The 21,046-nt window shown below is 69.5% G+C and carries 22 protein-coding genes and 3 pseudogenes; 10 read left to right on the forward strand and 15 right to left on the reverse strand.

Going from position 1 to position 21,046, the window contains the following annotated elements; all coding sequences use genetic code 11:
* The first annotated feature begins 45 nt into the window (after nt 1–45).
* The 4 genes from MCBMB27_RS26970 (at nt 46) to MCBMB27_RS26980 (ending at nt 2,180) form a co-directional block, all read left to right on the forward strand.
* A complete protein-coding gene (locus MCBMB27_RS26970; protein WP_075381741.1) occupies nt 46–291 on the forward strand; it encodes a DUF6894 family protein in 246 nt (81 codons plus the stop codon).
* Between the two features lie 16 nt (nt 292–307).
* Complete coding sequence (locus tag MCBMB27_RS26975) at nt 308–559, forward strand: hypothetical protein (protein ID WP_043755424.1); 252 nt, start codon at nt 308–310, stop codon at nt 557–559.
* A gap of 447 nt (nt 560–1,006) precedes the next feature.
* Nucleotides 1,007–1,180 carry a hypothetical protein gene (locus MCBMB27_RS30340; RefSeq protein WP_164706411.1) on the forward strand — a complete coding sequence of 58 codons (174 nt, stop codon included), beginning with the start codon at nt 1,007–1,009 and terminating at the stop codon, nt 1,178–1,180.
* A gap of 634 nt (nt 1,181–1,814) precedes the next feature.
* Nucleotides 1,815–2,180, forward strand: coding sequence for a hypothetical protein (locus MCBMB27_RS26980; protein WP_053608554.1), 366 nt, complete (start codon nt 1,815–1,817; stop codon nt 2,178–2,180).
* Between the two features lie 651 nt (nt 2,181–2,831).
* On the opposite strand, the gene MCBMB27_RS26990 is transcribed toward MCBMB27_RS26980, so the two are convergent.
* The 11 genes and pseudogenes from MCBMB27_RS26990 to MCBMB27_RS27045 all read right to left on the reverse strand — a co-directional run bounded on the left by MCBMB27_RS26990 (nt 2,832) and on the right by MCBMB27_RS27045 (nt 10,996).
* Entirely contained in the window at nt 2,832–3,170 is a 339-nt protein-coding gene (locus MCBMB27_RS26990) for a hypothetical protein (protein WP_043351545.1), read from the reverse strand.
* Between the two features lie 94 nt (nt 3,171–3,264).
* Nucleotides 3,265–3,675 (reverse strand): 3TM-type holin, encoded by a 411-nt coding sequence (locus MCBMB27_RS26995; protein ID WP_075381743.1) that lies wholly within the window; start codon nt 3,673–3,675, stop codon nt 3,265–3,267.
* Nucleotides 3,676–3,677: 2 nt separating this feature from the next.
* Nucleotides 3,678–4,343, reverse strand: coding sequence for a glycoside hydrolase family 19 protein (locus tag MCBMB27_RS27000; RefSeq protein WP_052083530.1), 666 nt, complete (start codon nt 4,341–4,343; stop codon nt 3,678–3,680).
* 55 nt (nt 4,344–4,398) lie between these two features.
* Complete coding sequence (locus MCBMB27_RS27005) at nt 4,399–4,818, reverse strand: hypothetical protein (RefSeq protein WP_053608556.1); 420 nt, start codon at nt 4,816–4,818, stop codon at nt 4,399–4,401.
* Nucleotides 4,819–4,917: 99 nt separating this feature from the next.
* Nucleotides 4,918–5,399: pseudogene (locus tag MCBMB27_RS28950) on the reverse strand (transposase); the annotation flags it as partial.
* A gap of 100 nt (nt 5,400–5,499) precedes the next feature.
* A complete protein-coding gene (locus tag MCBMB27_RS27020) occupies nt 5,500–5,766 on the reverse strand; it encodes a hypothetical protein (protein WP_075381746.1) in 267 nt (88 codons plus the stop codon).
* 80 nt (nt 5,767–5,846) lie between these two features.
* A pseudogene (locus MCBMB27_RS27025) lies at nt 5,847–7,032 on the reverse strand (DUF3095 domain-containing protein).
* 408 nt (nt 7,033–7,440) lie between these two features.
* The gene (locus tag MCBMB27_RS27030) at nt 7,441–7,785 is read right to left on the reverse strand and encodes a hypothetical protein (RefSeq protein WP_075381747.1); all 345 of its coding nucleotides are present in this window, start codon (nt 7,783–7,785) and stop codon (nt 7,441–7,443) included.
* 100 nt (nt 7,786–7,885) lie between these two features.
* Complete coding sequence (locus MCBMB27_RS27035) at nt 7,886–9,757, reverse strand: CHASE2 domain-containing protein (RefSeq protein ID WP_236952846.1); 1,872 nt, start codon at nt 9,755–9,757, stop codon at nt 7,886–7,888.
* A gap of 14 nt (nt 9,758–9,771) precedes the next feature.
* Nucleotides 9,772–10,293, reverse strand: a complete 522-nt coding sequence (locus tag MCBMB27_RS27040; protein WP_043352866.1) for a FecR domain-containing protein — start codon at nt 10,291–10,293, stop codon at nt 9,772–9,774.
* 22 nt (nt 10,294–10,315) lie between these two features.
* Nucleotides 10,316–10,996: a Crp/Fnr family transcriptional regulator gene (locus MCBMB27_RS27045; protein ID WP_043352864.1), complete on the reverse strand. Its 681-nt coding sequence runs from the start codon at nt 10,994–10,996 to the stop codon at nt 10,316–10,318.
* A gap of 642 nt (nt 10,997–11,638) precedes the next feature.
* Here MCBMB27_RS27045 and MCBMB27_RS27050 point away from each other — a divergent pair.
* Both MCBMB27_RS27050 and MCBMB27_RS27055 read left to right on the forward strand, forming a co-directional pair.
* Nucleotides 11,639–13,252 carry a GMC family oxidoreductase gene (locus MCBMB27_RS27050; protein ID WP_075381748.1) on the forward strand — a complete coding sequence of 538 codons (1,614 nt, stop codon included), beginning with the start codon at nt 11,639–11,641 and terminating at the stop codon, nt 13,250–13,252.
* A gap of 106 nt (nt 13,253–13,358) precedes the next feature.
* On the forward strand, nt 13,359–14,231 hold the full coding sequence (locus MCBMB27_RS27055; protein WP_075381749.1) for a methyltransferase domain-containing protein: 873 nt from the start codon (nt 13,359–13,361) through the stop codon (nt 14,229–14,231).
* Nucleotides 14,232–14,696: 465 nt separating this feature from the next.
* Here MCBMB27_RS27055 and MCBMB27_RS27060 read toward each other — a convergent pair whose 3' ends face one another.
* Entirely contained in the window at nt 14,697–15,635 is a 939-nt protein-coding gene (locus MCBMB27_RS27060; RefSeq protein ID WP_075381750.1) for an NAD(P)H-binding protein, read from the reverse strand.
* 91 nt (nt 15,636–15,726) lie between these two features.
* Between MCBMB27_RS27060 and MCBMB27_RS27065 the strand changes: the two genes are divergently transcribed.
* A complete protein-coding gene (locus MCBMB27_RS27065; protein WP_075381751.1) occupies nt 15,727–16,617 on the forward strand; it encodes a LysR family transcriptional regulator in 891 nt (296 codons plus the stop codon).
* Nucleotides 16,618–16,626: 9 nt separating this feature from the next.
* Here MCBMB27_RS27065 and MCBMB27_RS27070 read toward each other — a convergent pair whose 3' ends face one another.
* Nucleotides 16,627–17,550 (reverse strand): LysR family transcriptional regulator, encoded by a 924-nt coding sequence (locus tag MCBMB27_RS27070; RefSeq protein WP_236952847.1) that lies wholly within the window; start codon nt 17,548–17,550, stop codon nt 16,627–16,629.
* Nucleotides 17,551–17,621: 71 nt separating this feature from the next.
* Between MCBMB27_RS27070 and MCBMB27_RS27075 the strand changes: the two genes are divergently transcribed.
* Genes MCBMB27_RS27075 through MCBMB27_RS27085 form a run of 3 tightly spaced genes read left to right on the forward strand, consistent with a single transcriptional unit; the run spans nt 17,622 to nt 19,758 of the window.
* Complete coding sequence (locus tag MCBMB27_RS27075; protein WP_075381752.1) at nt 17,622–18,089, forward strand: ester cyclase; 468 nt, start codon at nt 17,622–17,624, stop codon at nt 18,087–18,089.
* Nucleotides 18,089–19,018, forward strand: coding sequence for an NADP-dependent oxidoreductase (locus MCBMB27_RS27080; protein ID WP_075381753.1), 930 nt, complete (start codon nt 18,089–18,091; stop codon nt 19,016–19,018). Before MCBMB27_RS27075 ends, MCBMB27_RS27080 begins: the two co-directional genes overlap by 1 nt.
* A complete protein-coding gene (locus tag MCBMB27_RS27085; protein WP_075381754.1) occupies nt 19,015–19,758 on the forward strand; it encodes an SDR family oxidoreductase in 744 nt (247 codons plus the stop codon). Before MCBMB27_RS27080 ends, MCBMB27_RS27085 begins: the two co-directional genes overlap by 4 nt.
* Here the strand turns inward: MCBMB27_RS27085 and MCBMB27_RS30735 are convergent.
* Both MCBMB27_RS30735 and MCBMB27_RS27095 read right to left on the reverse strand, forming a co-directional pair.
* Nucleotides 19,718–20,164 carry a hypothetical protein gene (locus MCBMB27_RS30735; RefSeq protein WP_075381755.1) on the reverse strand — a complete coding sequence of 149 codons (447 nt, stop codon included), beginning with the start codon at nt 20,162–20,164 and terminating at the stop codon, nt 19,718–19,720. The genes MCBMB27_RS27085 and MCBMB27_RS30735 overlap by 41 nt on opposite strands.
* Nucleotides 20,164–20,891, reverse strand: a pseudogene (locus MCBMB27_RS27095) (response regulator). The gene MCBMB27_RS30735 and the pseudogene MCBMB27_RS27095 overlap by 1 nt, the downstream one beginning before the upstream one ends.
* Between the last annotated feature and the right edge of the window lie 155 nt (nt 20,892–21,046).

Genomic DNA, 21,046 nt, shown 5'->3' on the forward strand with positions numbered 1-21,046 from the left:
GCGGAGATCGCAGTGGGCACGTGTGGAGAGGTCGGGAAAACGCCAATGCCGCGGAGGCTTTATCGCTTCCACTGCCTGGGAGGCGGTGATGCCGTGTTCGACCTGCAGGGGCGGTGGCTGTCGAGCATCCGCGAAATCCGGCAGCACGCGGACCGGGTGGCGCTGGGCCTGATGGAGGGGGTCGGCTGTCAGGACTGGACCGTGTGGTCGGTGGACGTGCGCGATGCCGCAGGTCGGCCCGTGCTGCTCCGCGCGTTCACTGCGGTACGGGTCGGCGGCACGTCGGCGTAAGGGCGGGAGCCGCACCATGGCGATGACGACCAGCTTCGTGGTGCAGCCGTTCGAGATCCACCGCAAGCGCCTGCGCCCGGCCCGCCAGGAGCCGGCGCAGACGGAGAGCGGCGCGCTGAAGAAGGCCGAGACCCTGGCCAGGCGGATGCCGGGTGCGGCGGCGCTGAAGGTGGTGGCCGACGACGAGACCGGCGAGCTGGAGGGCGTCACGATCCTCGGCCAGTGGGGCGAGGTGCCGGACGACTTCGCCGAGAGCCTGCAGGGCTGAGCGTCAGCCACGCCGCTTGGCCGCGAACTCCCAGACCGGCGGGCCCAGGTCTGACCCGGCTTCGTCCGGTAGCCGGAGAAGCGGTCGAACACGATCCGGTTGGGCTCGACGCCGACGGTCCGGCTAGCGTTGACCATCAGGGCGCCGGCCTACGTCACGCGCAGGAAGCCGTGCTCCGGATGGACGCCGAAGAGCTGCGGCGCGGCTCAGCCGAGCCGATACGCAACGCGGCTCGTGATGCTGGATGCCCGGCGGCGGTAACCGGGCCGTTCGGTGCCGGCCGAAGGATGGTCCCGCGCAGGGATTCCGAGCACGAAAGAGCCCGCGCCGGCGAACCCGGCGGGCGGATGTCCGAAGGGACAGGGCGACACCCTATTGCGGGCGGAACAGGTCCGGGTGATCCTGCCTTTGCCAGTCGACGCACGATCGACGGCACGGGAGGTAAGCATGACGATCTTCCAGGTGAGGCAGAACAGCACGCGCGCGGTCCTCTGGACGGGACAGGCCGACACAGCGGATCGGGCATTGGAAGTCGCCGCCCAGGCCGCCGGTTATCACGGCTTCGAGGAGCTGCCCGAGACGGCGCGCGCCGATATGACGGCTGAGGCCGTGATCGTCTGAGCACGAGAAAAAGCCCCGTGCGGCGGGCCGGCGGGGTCGGCGCATTCGAGGGATATGGCCGGCTGGCAGACGCCGGACACGAAAAAACCGCCGCGGCCGGAGCCGGGCGGTTCGAGAGAGTCTACGCTTGGGGATTGGTCTACGCGCACGCGGCGGCACGGTTCCCGCGCCTGAATCGGCGAGCGGCGCCCCGGCCGAAACCAGGGTGCCCGGGGCAACGTGAACGTCTGCGTTTGCGGGTGCCAGACCCGCTCGGCCCCGCCCCGATCTGCTCACGGGGCGGAGGAGCGTCCGATCTCACCAGCGTGTGAGCCGAGCCGATACGCAACGCGGCTCGGCGGTAAGATGGCGAGCACCGGTTACCGAGCCGTGCTCGTGCCGGCTGCCGGCCAATCCCGCGCCGGGATTCCGCGCACGAGAAAGCCCGCGCCGGCGCGCCGGGCGGGCTTCTCAGGTCGGGCACCGAAAGGGGGGAAGTTCAGCCAAACCTCGCACCGAGGCTAGGCGGGACGCAGGGAAAGGAAAGCCCCGCTGACGTCAGTGAATCGGAGAGCGAGGGAGCGGCATCCGCTCAGGCAAATCGAACCACCCACCGTTGAAAGCGTTCACGCCCCGCAACAACGGAGAGCACGACATGAAGGTGATCTCAGCGACCGTCCTTGGCCTGGCGCTACTCATTGGAGCCGCTCCGGCCTTCGCGCAGCCATACGGCGGACGCGATTACGGCTACGATCGCGGCGACTACGGGCCCCGTGACAGAGGCTACGGAGATCGCGGCTACGGAGATCGCGGCTACGGCGACCGTGACCGCCGCGATTACGATCGGGATTACGACCGAGGCTCCCGGGGCGGGCGTGGCGACTACGCGTTCAACGAGGAAGAGTATCTGCGCTGCAATCCGGACGTGCGCCGAGCGGTCATTGGCCGAGCGATCAAGTCGGGTCTGGAACACTACCGCAAGGTCGGGATGGCCGAAGGCCGGAAGTTGACCTGCAATTAGAGCGCATTCGAAGAGCAGAGCAGACTGTGAGAACGCCCCGCGCGGCAATGCCGGCGGGGCTGACGAAGGCGGACGCAGATGATGGCGCTTGGCGGCTACCTGCTGCTGCCGCCACCGCCGCCGCCCTGAGGAACGGCGCGCTCAGGCTGATTGGCATTCCCGGCGGAGGACGAGCTGTTCGACATCGTGTCGGCCGGCTGCCCGGTCGGCGAAGTCGTCACGGCGCCATTGCTACCGGTCGTGCTGTTCTGCGGCGCAACCACGCCCGAAGCGCCAGGAGCGGAGGGCGCCACGGGAGTCGCCGCGGGAGCCTGCGCAGAGGCCCCGCCTGCGAGGAGGCTGAAAGCAGCGGCGGCTGCGAGAACGCGATGGCGCATGAGAACCTTCCTTTGCACTAAAGGCTGAGAAACGCACTCGCTCGAGAGATAGTTCGATACTGACGAAGCCAGGGGGGCTCGAAAAAGCCCCGCGCGGCGGTGCCGGCGGGGCTGAGTGGATCCTGGGAGGAAGCTGAGCTCAGGCAAGCGGCGGGCCACCAGTACGAGAAAACCGCCGCGATCGGAGCCGGGCGGTTCGAAGTGATCTCGCTGGGGGAATGTCGAGGCCTCGCCTATGCGGGGATGGCGGCGCGGTTCCGGTCACCGATCCGGCTCACCGCCCCGCCAGCCCGATCTTGGCCAGCACGATCCCCCCGAAGGCCAGCAGCGCCGCCGAGGCCAGCCCCCAGCCGATCTTGCGCAGATCCCGCACCTGCCCGGCGACCTCGGCCAACCCCTTGGCGGCCTCGGCCTTCGCCCCGTCCACCGCCTTGTCGATCCGCCGCTCGATCTCGTCGCGCGCCACGAAGTGCTCGATGTCCCGCCGGTAGGCCACGCCCTCCAGCTTCTCGTCCATCCGGTCGAGCTTGCCCCCGAGCGCATCCATCTGGCGGCCGGTGGCCTCGACGCGCTCGATCAGGCGCCCGATCCATTCGGGCAGATGGTCGGCCATGGGTCCGGTCCTTCGCTCGCCGCGGCCCGGCCGCGCCGTCCAGGCCCGGGGCGGGGTCTCGTCCGTCATCGGGGCGCGCCCGCGGTTCCGGTGTTCACCCCTTCGGCCCGATCACCTGCGGCACGATCTTGTCCACCGAGCGGGCCAGCATGTAGGCGCCGATCCCGACGGTCAGCAGCGACCACAGCTCGGCCGGCACGCCCTTGAGCGCCGCCACAACCTCGACCTGCAGGCCGAGCATCGGCGCGACCACGCCCACCCAGGTGATCATCGCCAGCGCCCACAGCACGGTGATCGGCCGGGCGTTGCGGGCGAGCGGGCTCTCGGACCCCGCATCGGCCTTCATCACCTCGGCCATGGCCCGGCCGAGATCGTCCTGCTGCTCGATCAGGGCCTTCTGCAGCTCCAGCTGCACCTGGAGCCGCTGGCCTTCGTCGGGAAGCACCTTCTGGAGGATCAAACCGAGCGCGCCGAGCAGCGCCGGCAGGAGGGCGAGGAACCCCATGGTCAGGCCCCCTTCTGCATGTTGCGGCGGACGGCCTCGCGCAGGCGCGGCCACCAGGCGGTCGATGGCGGGGCCGGGGCGGCCGGCGGCGCCGCGGCGGCGCACGCCGCCCGGAGGCAGGCGAGGAAGACGGCGTGATAGCCCGCGATCCGCGCGCCGTTCCGCGCGCCGTCACCGTTGACGATGGCCCGCGCACCCTCCGGATCGTCGGTGCCGCCGTCGAAGTAGCGCGCGAGGGTATGGCCGGGGCGGAACAGGCCGTCGCGCGCGCCGACGATCAGGATCGCCGCGCTCGTCTCCGGCACGAGCGCCAGGTCCGGATCGCCGACGAGGTCGAGGCCGAGCCGCCGGCCGAACCGCCGGTAATTGTCGAGCCAAGTGAGCTGGCTCGCGCCGCGGCCGTAATAGACCCGGCCGTCCACCGGCACACCGTAGGGATGCCCGCGCCCGAGACCGTCCTCGCGGATCGACAGGTTCAGCCGGCATTCGTGCCAGGCGGTGGCCAGGGTGTAGGCGACGTGGCGGAGATCGCCGGGCCAGCCCAGGCGCTCCCAGGCGTCGAGGAGGCCGGTCAGCCCGTCGACCTCGGTCTGCGCGAGGGTGGCGCCGAGCAACCCCGTCGCGCGCAGCCGCGCGAAGAAGGTCGCCCGCACGAGGGGAGCGGTCATGTCGGCCTCACGGGGGTCCGGGTGGAGAGGGAGCGGCGCCGAATCGGCACCGCGGCTACGTCAGGGCGAGGCTGACGCCCGCCTTGTTCGCGGCCTTGAGGGCGGTGGCGTCGGTGCGGCCCTGCGCCCCGGAGAAGCCGACCGCGATGCCGGCGCCGAAGGACAGGCCGAGACCCTTGAGGATCTGCTGGTAGGCCTCGGGCCAGACAATCTCGCCGCCCTGCACCCAGGGCATCGGCAGGCGGCCGTCCTCGCCGAGGATCGGCTTGATGGGGGCGCCGTCGATCGGCTTCAGGGCCAGGAGGTCGCCCGCGCGGGAGCGCTTCTTGAAAGTGGTCCAGGCGTCGAGGACGAGCACGTCCTCCAGGCCTATGCGCAGCCAGTCGGTCCAGGGGAGGACGCCGTCCGGTTTGGCGAAGAAGGCGGTGATGGCCCACTTCATCCGCGCGGCTTGATCCTTCCGCGTCTCGATCATGAGCCGCATCAGGTCGTCGCCGTCGGCGATCCGGCGTAGCTGGGCGAACGAGACCGGCTCTTAGAGCGCGGGACAAAACCGCAGCGAGCGGGTTTGGCGTGCATGGACGCTCTCGTAGCCGGAGCGCCCGTACCGGCGCGCCAACTCCACGAGATCGGCGGTCAACGCCGCCTCATCGTCTCTGCCCCGCGGCACCTTGCGCTGCGTCGAACGATGCTGACCGAGCGCACGGCACGCGCGGCGCTCGGAGACGTCCAGGACGTCCATCACAAGCTCAATGCAGGCGCGTCGGCGCGCGGGGCTGGTCAGTTTCCCCGGACAGCCTCCTGCAGGATCAGCGTGTCGAGCGTGAGATCCGCGATCACTTTCCGGAGCCCCTGGTTCTCGGTCTCCAAGTCCTTCATGCGCCGGACCTGGTCGCTCTTCAGGCCGCCGTACCCCTTGCGCCAGCGATAGTACGTCACCTCCGTCACGTTGGTCGTGCGGATCGCGTCCCCGACGCTCTGGCCCTGCGAGACCAGCACATCCATCTGCCGCAGCTCGGCGACAACGTCCTCCGGCTTGTGCCGCTTCGTTCCCATCTGTCCGTCCTCGCATTGGCCCGAAAGCCAGACCTCAGGGCGGACCACTTCATTGGGGGCGGATCATCCCCTGCAAGCTTCTCCACAGTGGACCAGCCGCTTACGGCCAGACTACGCCACGCCGGATCGCCAGCGCGCACAGAACCGGACGTTCGGCTTGGCGCCCATCCCGGTCATTCAGCTTGTTTCGAGAACGCTCCGAAGCGGACATCTCTTCCGCAAAGATCCCAGGCCGGAGAAGAACCGACACGGTGAAGATTTTCGCGCCTTCCACCGGTCGCCGCTCGCATGCAGCGGCACCGATCAGGCTGGCGCCGACCGCGAAGGTCCCGTCATCGACCAAACGCTCGCCGATGCGGTGCTGCACAGTGATCCTGAACGCCGCTCAAGGTACTTCGTCCCGAGCGCCCGCGCTTCATCCGGCAGCAGCCAGGCTTCACAGCCCCCTCACGGGCTGGTCGGCACCACGGCCCCGACGCTTGCCGCCCGAGCCTTCAGCCTTGCGGCGGCCGCGGCGTAGCCTCCGCCAGCGCCATCGATGAAGTGCATGTGCCCGCGGCCGGGCACCGGAGGGCTGATGCAGGTCAACTGCGCAGCCAATTGCCGTTCCAGCCCGAAATGGCAGATCCCCCCGCGCCTCCGCACCGGCGAGCTGCGCCTCCAGCTGATCCGCGAAGGCCTCTGTGCAGTCCAGCGTCATCCGCAGCGCATCATCGTATTTGCGGAAGTCCGTATTCCCGACGATCTCGTGCCGAAGCGCGGCCGGATCGAACCCTCCCACCCGCAAGCCGATGCGGTAGATCAGGTATTCGGGGATCGATCGTGCCACGAGGCGAAGCTTGCGCCAGAGGCGGCTCAGACGGGAGCCCGGCATGGCGCGCAGCTCAAGATCCAGGCCCGCCCACGGTCCGTGCATCTGCGGTCCCTCATCCTGCATCGGATGTGCGACCTCGGCACTGATCTCCACACTGTGCAGGATTTCTTGCACGAGTTGCCGGAAGGCCGGCGCGTCGCCGCTGTGCTGCGGCACGAGCATGAGCGAGAGAATCGACGCGTGGCGGGGACGGATTGCCTGCCAGCGGCAGGAGAGGCCGGTCAGGTCGGGCTGGCTACCGGGCTCAGCCGGTGCGACGGCATAGTCGCCGGTCTTCATGGCGGACTCTGCCCAGGGCAGGCCGCCTCCGCTGAACATGGCATAGGAAACGTGAGCACTGGGCGCGTAGCGCGCGACGCGCACGTCGAGCCCGCGATCGCGCACGGCTGAGACCGGTACCAGAGCGGTGCGCAACTCGAGCTGCAGCGCCTCGCGGACCCAGACGGCCGTTGCGGCCAGCGCTTCTCTGGCGGCGTCTACGTCTCCCGGGGCAATCGCGAAGCTTGCCCCGTCGCCGGCGAAGACGAACGGGAACGCGCGCCGGCCGAGGGCATTCGAAACGGCCGCGATGATGGCTGCGCCGGCCGCATTGACCGCCTTGTAGCGGCCGAGCCCGATCTGCTGCTGAGAGCCGACGACATCGGTCACACCCAGCCACCAGGTCGTGGGAAGCGGCCGATAGAGGCCTGGATCCATGAGGCTGGAGAAGGCGGTAAACCGGGGCAGGCTCGCGTAGAAATCAGGGGTCGTGCGGCCCATTGCGGCTTCGATTGGCTCCTCTGCACGTCCCGATGTCCTCGTCGCCGTCATCGCCCTGCTCCCCGGCACAGCCTCGGACGCGCGGCGCGCCCGGAACGCGGCACCGACATCTTCCTTGGTGGGACCACCATCACCACGGTCGCATGCACGCCTTCAAGCGAACGCGCTACGGCGGCGACAAACTCACGACCGCTCCGCGCTGCCGCTCGGCTCATGTCTAATGCGGTTGCGGTTTGACTTTCGATATTCGGGCGGCGTCTTCGGGACGAATGGGTCCAGGGTGCCGGCTCCCATCCCGTCGTCACGGCAAGCTTTGGTGTGACGACGTCGGCCAACCGGCCGCCGCTGCGGGTGCAGCGGCGGCCGATCGCGCACCGGGGCCTCAATCAGCCGAAGACGGATGCTCCGTCAGCTGCAGACGCGCTCGTGTCCGAAGAACAAGGGGTTGTAGACGACGCGGCAATCCCTGAAATCCGAGCTCAGGAAGTAGCCACCCGTGGGATAATTCCAGTCGAACCCGCCGAAGTGCCGACGGTAGCCACGGTGGTGGAAGTATCGATGGTGGCCGAACCCGCCGTTTCCGAAGCGACCGTACCCGAATCCGCGATGGCCGAAGCCGCCGTGATGGCCGAAGTTGCCGTGACCAAATCCGCCGTGACCGAACCCGCGGGCATCGGCGCTGGCGGCACCGCCGGCCAGTGTCGCGAGCGCGAGACCTGCGACCATCATTGTCTTCGTCGAAGTCGTCTTCATCGTGCTTCTCCCTGTTGGGGTGACAGCACTCTGCGCCCGACGATGGCCGGCCGCTGTGACCGCCGTCACAGAGGCCCGGAAACGCGGCGTTGCGCGGGATCTATGGCAGCCGCGCAGGTTCGCGCGTCAACCAAACCGCGATGGGTTGGGACCGTCCGCGGATGGAAGCCGTCCGCCGCTCGTCGAAGAGGCCGGCCGGCTCAACGATGCCGGCCGCCGTCAGGAGATCGGCGCTGACGGCGAGGCGGGCCTTGGCCTCCGACGCCACGGCCAGCAGGCGGCTCGCGACGTTGACGGTATCGCCCGTCGCCGTGACCTGCTGATTGGTGTCGCTGCCGAGGCGCGAGAGGATCGCCGGTCCGGAATGCGCGCCGATCCGCACGTCGAGCGCCCGTCCGGCGCCTGCCAGTTCGGGATCGCGCGCGATCCAGTCGCGGGTCCGGACGATGAGATCGCCGGCCGCCCGCACGGCGTTTTCCGCCTGCGCGGGATCGGGGTCCAGGGCGCCGAACACGACCATCGCGCCGTCGCCCATGAAGTTGACGACGAGGCCTTTGTGCGACGAGGCGGTCTCGTCCACGAGATCGTGGAACGTCTTGAGGAGGGCGCGGGTGCGGACCGGGCCCAGGCGCTCACTCTGGCCGGTGAAGCCGGTCAGATCGATGAAGAGCACCGGGATCTCGCGCGTGAGGGGTGCGGCCAGATAGGTCGGGTCCCAGGCGAGCCGTTCCGCGAGCGCGGCGGGTTGAAGTCGGCGCAGGGCCTGCTCCGATCGGGCGAGCCTCAGGCCCTGGCGGCGATCCAGCGTCTGGCGCGCCACCGCGCACAGGAGCGTCGGCAGGCCAGCGGCTGCGAGCGGCAGGGCGGCGCTCATCCAGATGCCCTGGCTAAAGGCGACAGTGCCCAGAGCGAACCAGGCGGCCAGGAGGAGGAGTACGAGGATGGCTGCTGGGAGCGGTGGGGCCAGCGCGATCAGGAGCACGGCGGCGCCCGCGAGAATCCCGGCCGCCACCCCGTCGAGCCGCCGAACGCGCGCATCGCGCACGAGTCCGTCGCCCGCGGTCAGATGGGCGATGCCGGTCGCCAGCAGTTCGACGCCGGGCATCACGGGATCGAACGCCGTCGCAAAGGTGTCGCTGCCCCCGAGTGCCGTCGCGCCGATCACCACGACACGGTCCGCCAGAGCGGCGACGGGTGCCGTCCCATCGAGAAGTGCGGCGGCGCTCAAAGTCTGGATCGTGCGCCGCGGCCCGTAGGGACGAAGCGGAAGATGATAGCCGAGGTCGAGCCGGATGACGGCAGGCCCGATCCCGACCTGTCCCTCGCGCAGAACCGGATCGCTTCGGGCCGCCAGGGCCGCTGTGCGCAGGACGAAATGGGCCGCAACGCCGTTGTCCGCTCTGGCAACGAGAGGAAGGTGCCGCGGAACGCCGGCGGCGTCCTCGGACAGGTTGACGAGTCCCGTCAGCGCGGCCGCGCCGATCACCGGGATCGGGCGATGCACGGCGGTGGCGACCGGGATGCCCCCTTCGTTCGTGGCCTCGTCGAAGACGGCTGCCGCCGCCAGGACGGCGGGCACCTTGCGGAGGGCGGCGGCGAGGGCACGATCCGCCTCGGGCTGGCGCCCGTCTTCGAGGAACAGGACATCGACGGCGAGCGCACGGGGGTGGGCCGCGGCGATCGTTTCGATCAGCCGCGCCATCGTCGTGCGCGAGATGGGAAAGCCTCCTTCCCGGCGGACGATTTCGTCGTCGATGGCGACGATCGCGACATCTTTGGGCGGCATGCGTGGACCGGCCAGGCGCATGCGCAGGTCCGTCGCCGCCGCCTCCAGGTAATCGAGGGGCGTTGCCCGTCCGGCGATGTGCAGGTGCGCGAGCCAGCCGCTCCACCCCAGCGCGGCCACGAACATGAGGAGGGCGAAGCGTCGCTTGGTCCGCCCGGGGCGCGAGATCGACTCAAGCCGCGGCACCGGACCCGCGGCTCTCACCGCCCGAAGCGCTCGAGCAGGCTTCTGACGCGCTCCTGCGGCCACCGTCGCACGTCCAGGGGGGCCTGATCCTCACCGACATCGACGCCCTCACCCGGGCCGAGCGTGACGAACACGGCCGGGGTGTTCCGGCGCGCGACGGCGACGCGGCCGCGAGCCACGAAAACCGCCGTCTTGGCGGTGGTCACATCGACGGCGTAGATCGTGCCGCGCACGGAGGCAATCGCGTGGGGGGTGAGGATCTGGAAGCCGCCCCGGCGCGTCTTCGAGCGCGTCGGCAGGGTCACGAGTACGGCGCTGCCGCCGATCTCCGCTCCCTCGAGCTGCCCGTCGCCGTCCCGATCCACCGGCCGTAACGTGGCCGCTCGCTCGGCTTCGAGCGTGAGCCCGTCGGTGCATCGCAGGATCCGCAGAGGCGGGTCGAAGCGGGTCGTTTCCGTGCAGCGCGTCTGGGCATGGACGGTGACCGGGACGACGACGGCCGCGAATGCGGTCACGACGCGCGCGAGATTCCTCATGGGGTGGATCCCTTCTGCCGCCTCAGAGCCGTGAGGGCGCGCCGAGGGCCGCCAGACGCGGCGCGACCTTCACATGCACGCGTGAGCGCCCAAGATCGATGATGCCGGATCGACGCCAATCCTGAAGGACGCGATTGACGCTTTCCCGCGCCGCGCCAACGTAAGCGGCGAGTTCTTGCTGTGTCACCTGGATTTCTGCGCCGTAATCCTCGGACAGCATAACCAGACGCCGCGCCAGCCGGGCATCGAGGGGAAGGAGCGTCGCCTCCTCCATGCGCTCGCTCATCCAGCGCAACCGTCGGCACAGGAAGCCGATGATCCGCGCCGCCAGGGCCGCGTCGTGCGCCAGGAGTTCGAGGAAGTCCCGCCGGTCGATGACGAAGAGATCCGTCGTCTCGAGCGCGATGGCCTCTGCGGTGCGGGCATGGCCATCGAGCAGGGCGATCTCGCCGAAGACATCGCCGGGGCCGAGGAGGTTGAGCGTCACGGACCGGCCGTCCTCGGTGCCGGTGGCGATGCGGATCTGCCCGCGACGGATCGCGTAGAGGGCATCGCCTGGGTCCCCCTTCTGGAAGAGGATCTCGTGACGCGCAACGCTGCGCATCCGGCAAAGGCCGGCGATGGCTTGTAGAGCGTCTTGGCCCAGCTCGGCGAAGAACGCGTTGGCGGCCAAGAGCCCGACAAGCCTGTTCGGCGCGCTCACGACATCCTCTCTCGACTGTGCCGACCCAGGCTCGTGTGCGCTCCGCAAAGTTCTCCGCGGCGCAGCCTGGTGTCAGCATGATGCCGCACCGTGTCGCCTCTGACCGGCGGGCGGGTCCGTGACAAAACTCACAGCCCGGCTGGCCACGCCGTCCCACGAGGACCGGCTATCGGCCAGCGATCGCGTATGGCCGCCACCGCCTCTCGGGGAGACGCGATCCGGGCTGCCCGCCGAACCTTCGGACGGCCCTGCTATGTCGGAGGTTCCCGCAGCCGGGATGCGGCTGTGACCGAGGGATCGGTTCGCCCCGAGGCTTTTCAGAAGGCCGGACCAAGACGCATCTCCGTCGGCAAGATCGACGACAATGGCGTGGGGGCGAACCGAGCCTATCACGAGAAGCGCGGCATGCAGATCCGCGAAGATCTCTGTAACGCATTCGGGAGTCGAAGCGAACAGGCCCTCGTGAACTTCATCCCGCGCTTCCGGTGTGACGTCGATCACAGTCGCGGAGGTCGAAGGCATGGAACATCCACCCGAATTCCTGCGGCTCAGGATTATTTTCGCGGGACCCGCCGTGTTGGCGGGACAAAACGCTCCGTTCATCAGCAACGGCAGCGCAGCAGTAGAAGGATGTTACATATCATGAGCCAGTCTCGTCGCGAGGACCGCGATTCATCCCGGCGCGCGCAGGAGAACCAGCAGCGCCTGGTCGCCGACCTGCGCTCGCAATACGATGTCATCATTTGCGGCGCCGGATCCTCGGGCTCGGTCGTGGCGCGGCGCCTCGCGGAAAATCCCGACCTGCGCGTGCTGCTGATCGAAGCCGGAGGCAGCGACGATGCCGAGACGGTGCTCGACCCCGCACAATGGCCGGCCAACTTGGGCAGCAAGCGGGATTGGGGATTTCAGGCGCAGCCGAACCCGCACCTGAACGGTCGTGCCCTGTCGATGTCGATGGGCAAAGGTCTCGGGGGCGGCTCCAGCATCAACGTGATGGTCTGGGCGCGCGGGCATCGCAGCGACTGGGATTACTTCGCTGCGGAGGCGGGCGATGCCGAGTGGAGTTACGACAACGTCCTCCAGATCTATCGTCGAATCGAGAACTGGCAGGGTTCACCGGATCCGCGGTATCGTGGCGAGTCCGGGCCGGTCTGGGTCCAGCCCGCCTCGGATCCCAGCCCCATCGCACACGCGATGCTCGATGCGGCCCGCGAGGTCGGCATCCCGACCTTCGCGCATCCGAATGGCCAGATGATGGAGGGGCCGGGCGGCGCCTCGATTTCGGACATGCTGGTTCGCGACGGCCGGCGCCAATCGCTCTATCGGGCCTATGTCCACCCTTGGCTCGACCGCCCCAACCTGACGGTCCTCACCGACACGACCGTGCGGCGTGTCCTGATCGAGCAGCAGCGCGCGGTCGGCGTCGAAGTGGTCCACGCCGGGCAGGTCCTGGAGATCAGAGCCTGGGCCGAGGTGGTGCTGTCCCTGGGCGCCATCCAGACGCCCAAGGTTCTGATGCATTCCGGCATCGGGGACCATGCGGAGCTGACGCGCTTCGGCATCCCGGTGGTGCAGCACCTGCCGGGCGTCGGCCAGAACTTTCAGGACCATGTCTCGTTCGGATGCGTCTGGGAGTATGCCGAACCCATCGCCCCCCGTAACAGCGGCAGCGAGGCGACCCTGTATTGGACGAGCCGCCCCGGGCTCGATGCGCCGGACGTGCTCTTCTGCCAGGTCGAATTTCCCGTGCCGAGCGATCGGACCGCGGCGCGCGGTGTGCCGGCGCAGGGCTGGACGATGTTCGCCGGTCTGGCGCGCCCAGCGAGCCGCGGCCGGCTTCGGCTGACGAGTGCCGATCCCGAAGTGCCGTTGGCGATCGAGGCCAACATGATGTCCGATCCCGCGGATCTGACGACGGCCGTCGCCTGCGTGGATCTGTGCCGCGCGCTGGGCAACGCCCAGGCGTTTCGGCCGCATGTCCGCGGAGAGGCCATGCCGGGCGACATCCGGGGAGACGCACTCGAAGACTTCATCCGTGATGCCGCCGTGACCTACTGGCACCAGAGCTGCACGGCCAAGATGGGCCGCGATGCCATGTCGGTGGTCGATGCATCGCTGAACGTCTACGGGATCGACGCTCTGCGCATCGCGGATGCTTCGATCATGCCGCGTGTGACGGCGGGAAACACGCAGGCCCCCTGCGCCATCATCGGAGAGCGGGCGGCACAGATGATCGCTCAGGCGCACGGCCTGTGATCACCCTGCAGGTCGCGGCCCGGCCGGGTTCCGAGGCTGCCGGGTCCGGCTCTTCTGCTTCGGGCGCCACGCCGTGTCGTGGTGAACATCATTCTGGCGGTCGCCGATGACTTTCCAAGACGTTCAACACACGCTGCGGCAGATGGGCGATGCGGCAAGAGGCCTTGCTGCGATCGGTGCAGCCCTACGCCTGCGGCGGGAGGCGCCGGACATTCATCCCGAGGTCGCGCGCCGGCTGCACGACGTGGTCGCCGCCGTGGTGCCGGGCGGCCTCGGTGACCTTGATCAGGCGCAGGTCTCCGCGTCCCTGGCCTCCGTCACGCTCGCCCTGCAGGAGGCGCGGGATCTGTTGGAGTGTCCCGAGCGACCGCCCGTCTGGCAGGTCCGCGATCCTGCGATGTTGCAGGCTCAGGGCCAAGCCTCGCGGGTCGTCGTACGGCGCTTGGCGGCCCTGGCGGCCGACCGCCCGGCGCTCGCGGCCGCCCTCACCGGGCGCTTCCTGGATGTCGGCACGGGTGTGGGCGGCATTGCTCTCGAAGCCGCAGCGCAGTGGCCCTCGCTGCGTGTCGTGGGCCTGGACATCTGGGAGCCGGCCCTCGAACTGGCCCGTGCGAACGTGGCGGCAAGCCCATTCCGCAGCCGTATCGATCTCCGCCTGCAGGATGTGACCCAGTTCGATGATCCAGCCGGCTACGCGCTGACGTGGCTTCCGGCACCCTTCCTTTCCCAGGACGCGGCTCGGACAGCGCTCGACCGGCTAACGGTTGCCCTCCAGCCGAAGGGATACCTTGTTGTCGGTCTCTACGCTCCGCCTCCGGATCCGGTCGGCGCCGCGCTTGCAGCCCTGCGGCTGGCCCGAAGCGGCGGCCACCTATGGTCGTGTGCTGCGATGGAGGCTGAACTTCGCTCCCGTAAATTCACCGCCATCGAGACTTCTGCGGGACAGCCGGTCACGCTCATGATGGGACGACGCGCGTAGAACGCTTTCCGTCGAGGCGGTGGCCTGCCGCGACGGGGCGCATCAAGCCGGCCAGTACCGACCGGGTCCAAGGCAGCGCGATCAGGACCGACGATCGGGCGGCTCGAGAGCCGCTGCCGCGTCGCGCCTGCGAATGACTTTCGAAGCCGCGATCCGGTTGTTGGGGCGCACCCCGAGGCCTCTGCCTGAACCGCTTCGAGTGTCCGCTCCGGTGCAGTTGGCCCCCCAGAGCGGACCGGCGGGTCTCGGCCAAATCCCGTCGTGGTGGCAGGCGCCTCTGAATGACTGGGGTGGGTGGTTTGCCGCCCTTCCGCTTTATAGTGCAGACCGGAGAAAGCGGACGTCCGGCGATTGCGCTCAAGCTCACCGAAAGTAAGGAGCCCCAGCGGAGATTGTTCGCCGCCAGATCGAACGACATTGAAATGAACTGACTAAGGTGAAGGTGAGGCGGTCATCCTGAAGCTCTCAAGTTCTCAATGCGTCGACAACCGCAGTATCCAGAGAAGTGCACGGCACGTCGCCGAGGAGTTCCATCAATCGACTTCCGTCGAGGCGCATCGCGTGCGCCCAGAACGGACGGACATCCATGACTTCTCGGGGGAACCCACCGAACGGTGCGAGCGCGCGCATCAGCGCCCAGGGGAATCGGCGCTCGGGCAGGTCGGTGCGACCCGAAGCCCGGCGGACCGCAGCAACCATCGCGCGACCATCGGCATCGTAGTGGCCGGGAAACTGGAGCCGCTCGCATGGCAGCAGGCGATCCGCAGGCAGTTCCAGCAGGTGGATGATGGTCTCAGCGAGGTCGGGCAGGTACGCCCAGGCATGGCCAACGTCCCGCGTTGCGGGATTGACGATGCGCGTGAGCGGCGGCTTCGCCAGGGCCTGCGCGAACCAACTCTGGCCCGCCCCCGGTCCGAAGAAATCGCCCGCTCGCACGACGAGACTCCTCACCTCCGGGGCGGCCTCCGCCAAGCGCTTCTCCATCTCGACGCGGATCGCGCCCTTGCGCCCTCGCGGATGCTGCGTGGTCGTCTCGTCGATCACCGGGGCGAGGGTCGGGTCGTAGTTGTAGATCGTGCCCGGCAGGACGATCCGGGCGCCAGCCTCCCGCGCCGCCGCGAGCGTGTTGTCGAGCATCGGCAGGACTAGCCGATCCCACCCGCGATAGCCGGGCGGGTTCACCGCGTGGACGATGACGCTCGTCCTTTCCGCGGCGCGAACCACGTCCGCCCGGTTCATGGCGTCGCCAGCTTGCCAACCCGGTGCGACCGGGGCGCTCCAGGCAGCCGCCGCTCGGCTCGGATCACGTACCAAGGCAGTGACGTGCCACCCACGCGCCAGCATCGCTCGGGTCACCGCACCGCCGACGCCGCCCGTCGCCCCCAACACCAGAGCCGTTCTCATCGTCCTGTTCCTCCGTTCGTCCCCGCGTTGATGCGTCGAACGAGAGGTCCGGTAAATTGACGAGCTTCGATGGTCCGCCTATCGAATTTCGATGAGCAATGCGGACTGCGACTGGGACGATCAACGCGCCTTCCTAACGGTGCTCGACACCGGTAGCCTGTCGGCCGCAGCGCGAGCCCTCGGCCTCACCCAGCCCACCGTCCGGCACCGGATCGAGGCGCTGGAGCGGGCCGTCGGGCAACCGCTCTTCGTCCGCGGCGTGAACGGGTTGGCGCCGACGCCCGAGGCGCTCGGCTTGGTTGGGCACGTCCGGCGCATGGCTCACGCGTCCGAGGCGTTCCGGCGCGAGGCGAAGGGAGCGGCGTCCGAGGTGGCCGGCCCGGTCCGACTCAGCGTCTCGGACTTCGTCGGCATCGAGGTCGTGCCGCCGATGCTGGCGGCTTTGCGAGAGCACCACCCGCGCCTCACGGTCGAACTCCTCCTCACCAACACCAACGCCGACCTACCCGGCCAGGAGGCGGACGTGGCGGTTCGCATGGCGCGGCCGAGCCAGAACTCGCTCGTGGCGCGCCACGTCGGCAGCATCCCGCTCGGGCTCTTCGCGTCGCCGGCCTACCTCGACCGGAACGGCATTCCCGAGACCGTCACGGACCTTACCCGGCACGCCATGGTCGGGCCCGACCGCATGCCGGCCTACCTCGCGATCTTGGACGCCCTGGGCCGCGAGGCGGGCGGGCCGCTGCACGTCGCCCTGCGCAGCGACAGCCATCCCGCGCAACTCGCCGCGATCCGCGTCGGCCTCGGCATCGGCGTGGTGCAGGTGCCGGTCGGCGAGCGCGATCTCGTGCGCGTCCTACCCGACCGCGTCGTGTTCGACCTCGACACCTGGATCGTGGCGCACGAGGACGTGCGGCGCAGCACCCGCATCGACGCCCTGTTCAACCACCTCGTGGAGTCTTTTCAAGCCTACTGCTCCCGGTAGAGGCCGCCCTCAGCCGCTGGGCGCCGACGACACCAGGAGATCCCGCAGCCATGCCTGGGCCGGGTGCCGGTCCGAGCGCCTGTGCCAGAGCAGGTGGAACTCTACTGGGGCGAGTTCGACGGGGCAGGGCCTGACCGTGAGGAGAGGCGCCATGCCCGAGCCGGTCACGACGCCTTCCATCAGCGTCGCGACGAGATCCGTGCGCGCCACGAGCGCCGGTGCCGCGTACATCTGGGGGAGCACCACCCCGAGCCGCCGGCGAAGGCCGCGTTCGGAAAGGGCCTCGTCGACGGCGCCGAACCCGTCGCCCTCGGGGGAGACCAGGACATGCCGGGCGGCAGCGAAGGCCGCCGCGTCGCCGAGGCATTCGGCGGCCGGCGAGCCGGACCTGGCGACGGACACGAATCGCTCGCGGAACAGGGGCCGCGCCAGGATACGCGCCTCGGTGCCGGGAGGTACGCCAACCGCCACATCGGCCAACCCCTCGTCCAGCAGGCGGACCGCCTCGTTCCTGTCCGTGAAGCCCCGGATGTGCAGGTCCACTCCCGGCGCCGCGGCCGCCAACGCCTCCGCGAGCGGCGGCAACAGGACGTGGGCGGGATGCTCGGAGAGGGCCAAGGTGAAGACGACGGACGCCTCGGCCGGACGGAAGTCGTCGCGCAGCGCCAGAGCCTCACCGACCGCCCGCAGCGCACCCTTGAAGGGGGCGGCGAGATCCTGCGCCCGGGGGGTGGGGGCCAAGCCCTTGGGGCCCCGCACGAACAACTCGTCGCCCGTCGCCTTCCTCAGCCGGGCAAGCGCCGCACTCATGGCGGGCTGGGTCAGACCGATGCGACGCGCCGCGCGCGTCACGTGACGCTCCTCCATCAGTGCATCGAACGCCACGATCAGGTTCAGGTCGAGCCCATGGAAATCCATGGCGTGGATGTTCACACATCAACACCATGCGTTTCAATGATGACCTACACCATCTTACGTCTCCGGGATTGGAACGGAGATCAAAGATGCCCGACCCCCGCATTCCCGATGGCGCGGCCCTCGTGCTCACCCACGGACAGCGCACGGCGCTGGAAGCCTTTTACGGCGCTCTTGGGCGCCGCGACGTCAACCTGCTTGACGGGGCCACGACGCCGGACTGGGAAGATATCCCGCTCGCACCGGGCCAAGGCCCCGGGCCGGAGGGCGCAAAGCCGGTTTTCCGGATGCTTCTCACCGCGTTCCCCGACCTCGTCGTCGAGATCGTCGACGTCCTGGCCGAGCGGGACCGGGCTGCGGTCCGCGCGCGCGTGTCCGCCACCCATGCCGGCCCCCTCTTCGGGGTTCCGGCAAGCGGCCGCCGCGTCGCGTTCGTGCTGCACGAGTTCCACGACTTCGAAGGCGACCGGCTCCGCCGCACATGGCACCTGGAGGACCTGTTCGGCCTGTTCTCGCAAGCCGGGGCCTTCCCGGCGCTTCCCGGAAGGCAAGGCTGATGCGCGCCCTTCTGATCGACGGCTACGCGCCGGTCCCGTCCGCGCACCTCGGCACCGCCGCGGATGTCCGGCCCGGGCCCGGGGAGGTCCGCATCCGGGTGGAGGCCGCGGCCCTCAACCCGCTCGACGCCAAGCTGGCGCACGGCGACATGACGGGCTGGTTCCCGCTGGCATTCCCCTACGTGCCAGGCACGGACTTCGCCGGTGTCGTGGACGCACTCGGTGAGGCGGTCACGGATCTCCGACTGGGTGATGCCGTCCTCGGACGCAGCGACCCGGTGGCGGGCGGTGCCCTGGCTGAAGCCATCATCGTCCCTGCCCGCTGCGTGACCCGCCGCCCTGAGGGACTGGACGGGAGCATCGCCGCTTGCCTTCCGACCCCGGCCGGCATCGCGTACCAAGCTCTGTTCGATCACCTCCGCGTCCCGGAAGGGGCGGTGCTGCTGATCCTCGGGGCGGGCGGCGCAGTCGGGCGCGCCGCGATCCAGCTGGCTCCCGCGGGGGTGGAGGTCGTCGCCTGCGCCGGCCAACCGCGCGGAACCGACCCGGCCTCCCCCGCACGCTGGGTCCGCCCCGACGAACCCGATTTCCTTCGTGTGGCGGCCAAGGCCGATTGCGTCCTCGATTGCGCCGGTGGGGAAATCCAGCACCGGGTCATCGCGGCGATGCATCCGCGGGCCAAGCTCGCGGCCATCGTGGCGCCTGCGGACGAGGCGGCCGTTGTCGCTCGGGGCATCGACGCTGCCTTCCTCGTCCTGGAGACGCGCCGGGATACGCTCGCCGCCATCGCCGATGCCGCGGCACGGGGTGTCCTGCATCCGGAGGCCCCGGCCGTCTTCGGCTTCGAGGAATCGGCGGCGACCTACCGCGACTACGTCGCCGGCCGCACGATCGGCAAGCTCGTGATGACGACCGGAGGCGGGCGATGAGCGGGTTCGGACACGGGCGTGGGGCCATCGTGACGGGCGCATCCCGCGGCATCGGCGCGGCCATCGCCCGGCGTCTCGCCGCCGAGGGCTTCGGCGTGACCGTCGGCTTCGGCTCCGATGCCGGCGCCGCCCATTCCGTCGTGGCCGAGATCCGCGGCCGCGGCGGCGATGCGGTCGCGGTGGAAGGCGACGTCACGCGTGAAGAGGACGTCGCGCGCCTCTTCGACGAGGCCGCGGCACGCTTCGGAGGCCTGGACGTACTGATCAACAACGCCGGAGTGATGTCGCCGATGCCGCTGGCTGGGCTGGACGGGGTTGCCTTCGACCGTCTCATGGCCGTCAACGTCCGTGGCGTCGTGAATGGCTGCCGGCAGGCTTGCGCGCGGCTCCGGGACGGGGGCCGGATCGTCAACCTGTCGACCAGCGTCCTGGCTATGGCCCCGGCCGGATACGGACCGTACTGCGCCAGCAAAGCGGCGGTCGAGGCCCTGACCCGTTGCCTCGCCAAGGAACTCGCGGCTCGCTCGATCACGGTCAACGCCGTCGCACCGGGACCGACTGAGACGGATTTGCTCGCGGCGGCCAACGGCGCGGATCGCCTGGAAGGCTATGCCCGGATGACGCCGCTCGGGCGGCTGGGGCAGCCGGACGACATTGCGGGCGTCGCGGCTTTTCTTGCCGGGCCCGAGGCGTCCTGGGTTACGGGACAGGTGATCCGCGCGAACGGAGGCATGGCCTGACCGCGTTGCAGGACCACGGCCGTCGTTCGCGCCGAGCGTGCCCTGAAACTTCAGAAGCGCCGGTGCCAACCGCCATGCCGGAAGCCGCCCCAACGGTGGCCGCCATGCCAGGCGAAGCCGCGGTGCCAGCGGTGCCAGCTGTCTCGTCCGGCGGGGCATCCACGATGTCGGCCCGCAGCGCCTCGCCGTTGATGGCGCGCAGGATGGCGGGCCTCTGCGCCGGGTCGGCGTCCCCCAGGAGGCCCATGATGCCGCCGGCCTGGTCGAGGCGGGGGAACCGGGTGGCGTAGGGCGACCGTTCCTGGCCGCGCTGCCACTGGTCGATGCCGAAAGTTGCCACGACCAGCAGCGAGAGCGCGCCCAGCAAGACCAGCATGATCCGCCCGAGCAGGCCAACGCGGGCCATCAAGGGGCGGCCCTAACGGGTGCCGCGAGGATGTAACCCGCGTTGCGCACCGTCTTGATCAGAGCCGTCGCCTTCCATCAGCGTCGTCGAGCTTGTGCCGGAGGCGGCTCACCTGCACGTCGATGGTGCGGTCGAAAGCGTCCGCCGCGCGGCCCCGTGTCCAGTCGAGGAGCTGGTCGCGAGAGAGCACCCGTTGGGGCCGGGTGACGAAACAGTGCAGGAGATCGTGCTCGGCGCTGGTGAGCGGGATCTCGGCAGCCGGCTCGCCGATGGTGACGGCGCGGCCCGCGAGATCGACGATAGGGTCGGCGACGGCGAGCCGTTCGGGCGCGGGTTCCACCGAGGCGGGGGCGCCATTCGCGCGACGCCGGACCGCGCGGATGCGGGCCAACAGGACGCGGGCGCTGAACGGCTTCGACACATAGTCGTCGGCACCCATCTCCAGGCCGAGCACCTTGTCGATGTCCTCGTCCTTGGCGGTCAGTATGACGACCGGCGGGCCGGCCGCCTCGCGCAGGCGGCGGCAGATGGAGAGCCCGTCCTCGCCAGGAAGCATCCAGTCGAGGACGACGAGGTGCGGCCTAGGTCCCGTCGCGAGCAGGCGGTCGAGGCCTGCGCCTCCGTCGAGGGAGACGACGCGAAAGCCTTCTTCCTCCCGGTAGCCGGCGAGCTGGCTGCGGATGTCGTCGTCGTCCTCGAAGATGGCGATGGTGGTGCCGTCTGTCATGCCCCGAGGATAGATCGCCGGGGCGGGGCGGCAACGCAAAAACAGACGTCGTTACATATCGTTACACGCTTCCGGCGTCCCGTCACATCGGGGAACGGGACCGGCGCGATGGTCTTCCGCATCAAGACGGGCCCTTCCCCAGGGCGAGAGAAGCG

Source organism: Methylobacterium phyllosphaerae (assembly GCF_001936175.1).
GTDB classification, from domain to species: domain Bacteria; phylum Pseudomonadota; class Alphaproteobacteria; order Rhizobiales; family Beijerinckiaceae; genus Methylobacterium; species Methylobacterium fujisawaense.

Excerpts from the sequence above, each read along its gene's own strand:
- MCBMB27_RS27005 (WP_053608556.1), bottom strand. The coding sequence starts at position 4,818 with ATGATCGAGACGCGGAAGGATCAAGCCGCGCGGATGAAGTGGGCCATC.
- MCBMB27_RS30340 (WP_164706411.1), top strand. The coding sequence starts at position 1,007 with ATGACGATCTTCCAGGTGAGGCAGAACAGCACGCGCGCGGTCCTCTGG.
- MCBMB27_RS26990 (WP_043351545.1), bottom strand. The coding sequence starts at position 3,170 with ATGGCCGACCATCTGCCCGAATGGATCGGGCGCCTGATCGAGCGCGTC.
- MCBMB27_RS27055 (WP_075381749.1), top strand. The coding sequence starts at position 13,359 with ATGACTTTCCAAGACGTTCAACACACGCTGCGGCAGATGGGCGATGCG.
- MCBMB27_RS27065 (WP_075381751.1), top strand. The coding sequence starts at position 15,727 with ATGAGCAATGCGGACTGCGACTGGGACGATCAACGCGCCTTCCTAACG.
- MCBMB27_RS27030 (WP_075381747.1), bottom strand. The coding sequence starts at position 7,785 with ATGAAGACGACTTCGACGAAGACAATGATGGTCGCAGGTCTCGCGCTC.
- MCBMB27_RS26995 (WP_075381743.1), bottom strand. The coding sequence starts at position 3,675 with ATGGGGTTCCTCGCCCTCCTGCCGGCGCTGCTCGGCGCGCTCGGTTTG.
- MCBMB27_RS26980 (WP_053608554.1), top strand. The coding sequence starts at position 1,815 with ATGAAGGTGATCTCAGCGACCGTCCTTGGCCTGGCGCTACTCATTGGA.
- MCBMB27_RS27085 (WP_075381754.1), top strand. The coding sequence starts at position 19,015 with ATGAGCGGGTTCGGACACGGGCGTGGGGCCATCGTGACGGGCGCATCC.
- MCBMB27_RS27080 (WP_075381753.1), top strand. The coding sequence starts at position 18,089 with ATGCGCGCCCTTCTGATCGACGGCTACGCGCCGGTCCCGTCCGCGCAC.
- MCBMB27_RS30735 (WP_075381755.1), bottom strand. The coding sequence starts at position 20,164 with ATGGCCCGCGTTGGCCTGCTCGGGCGGATCATGCTGGTCTTGCTGGGC.
- MCBMB27_RS27050 (WP_075381748.1), top strand. The coding sequence starts at position 11,639 with ATGAGCCAGTCTCGTCGCGAGGACCGCGATTCATCCCGGCGCGCGCAG.
- MCBMB27_RS27000 (WP_052083530.1), bottom strand. The coding sequence starts at position 4,343 with ATGACCGCTCCCCTCGTGCGGGCGACCTTCTTCGCGCGGCTGCGCGCG.
- MCBMB27_RS26975 (WP_043755424.1), top strand. The coding sequence starts at position 308 with ATGGCGATGACGACCAGCTTCGTGGTGCAGCCGTTCGAGATCCACCGC.
- MCBMB27_RS27060 (WP_075381750.1), bottom strand. The coding sequence starts at position 15,635 with ATGAGAACGGCTCTGGTGTTGGGGGCGACGGGCGGCGTCGGCGGTGCG.
- MCBMB27_RS27040 (WP_043352866.1), bottom strand. The coding sequence starts at position 10,293 with ATGAGGAATCTCGCGCGCGTCGTGACCGCATTCGCGGCCGTCGTCGTC.
- MCBMB27_RS26970 (WP_075381741.1), top strand. The coding sequence starts at position 46 with ATGCCGCGGAGGCTTTATCGCTTCCACTGCCTGGGAGGCGGTGATGCC.
- MCBMB27_RS27075 (WP_075381752.1), top strand. The coding sequence starts at position 17,622 with ATGCCCGACCCCCGCATTCCCGATGGCGCGGCCCTCGTGCTCACCCAC.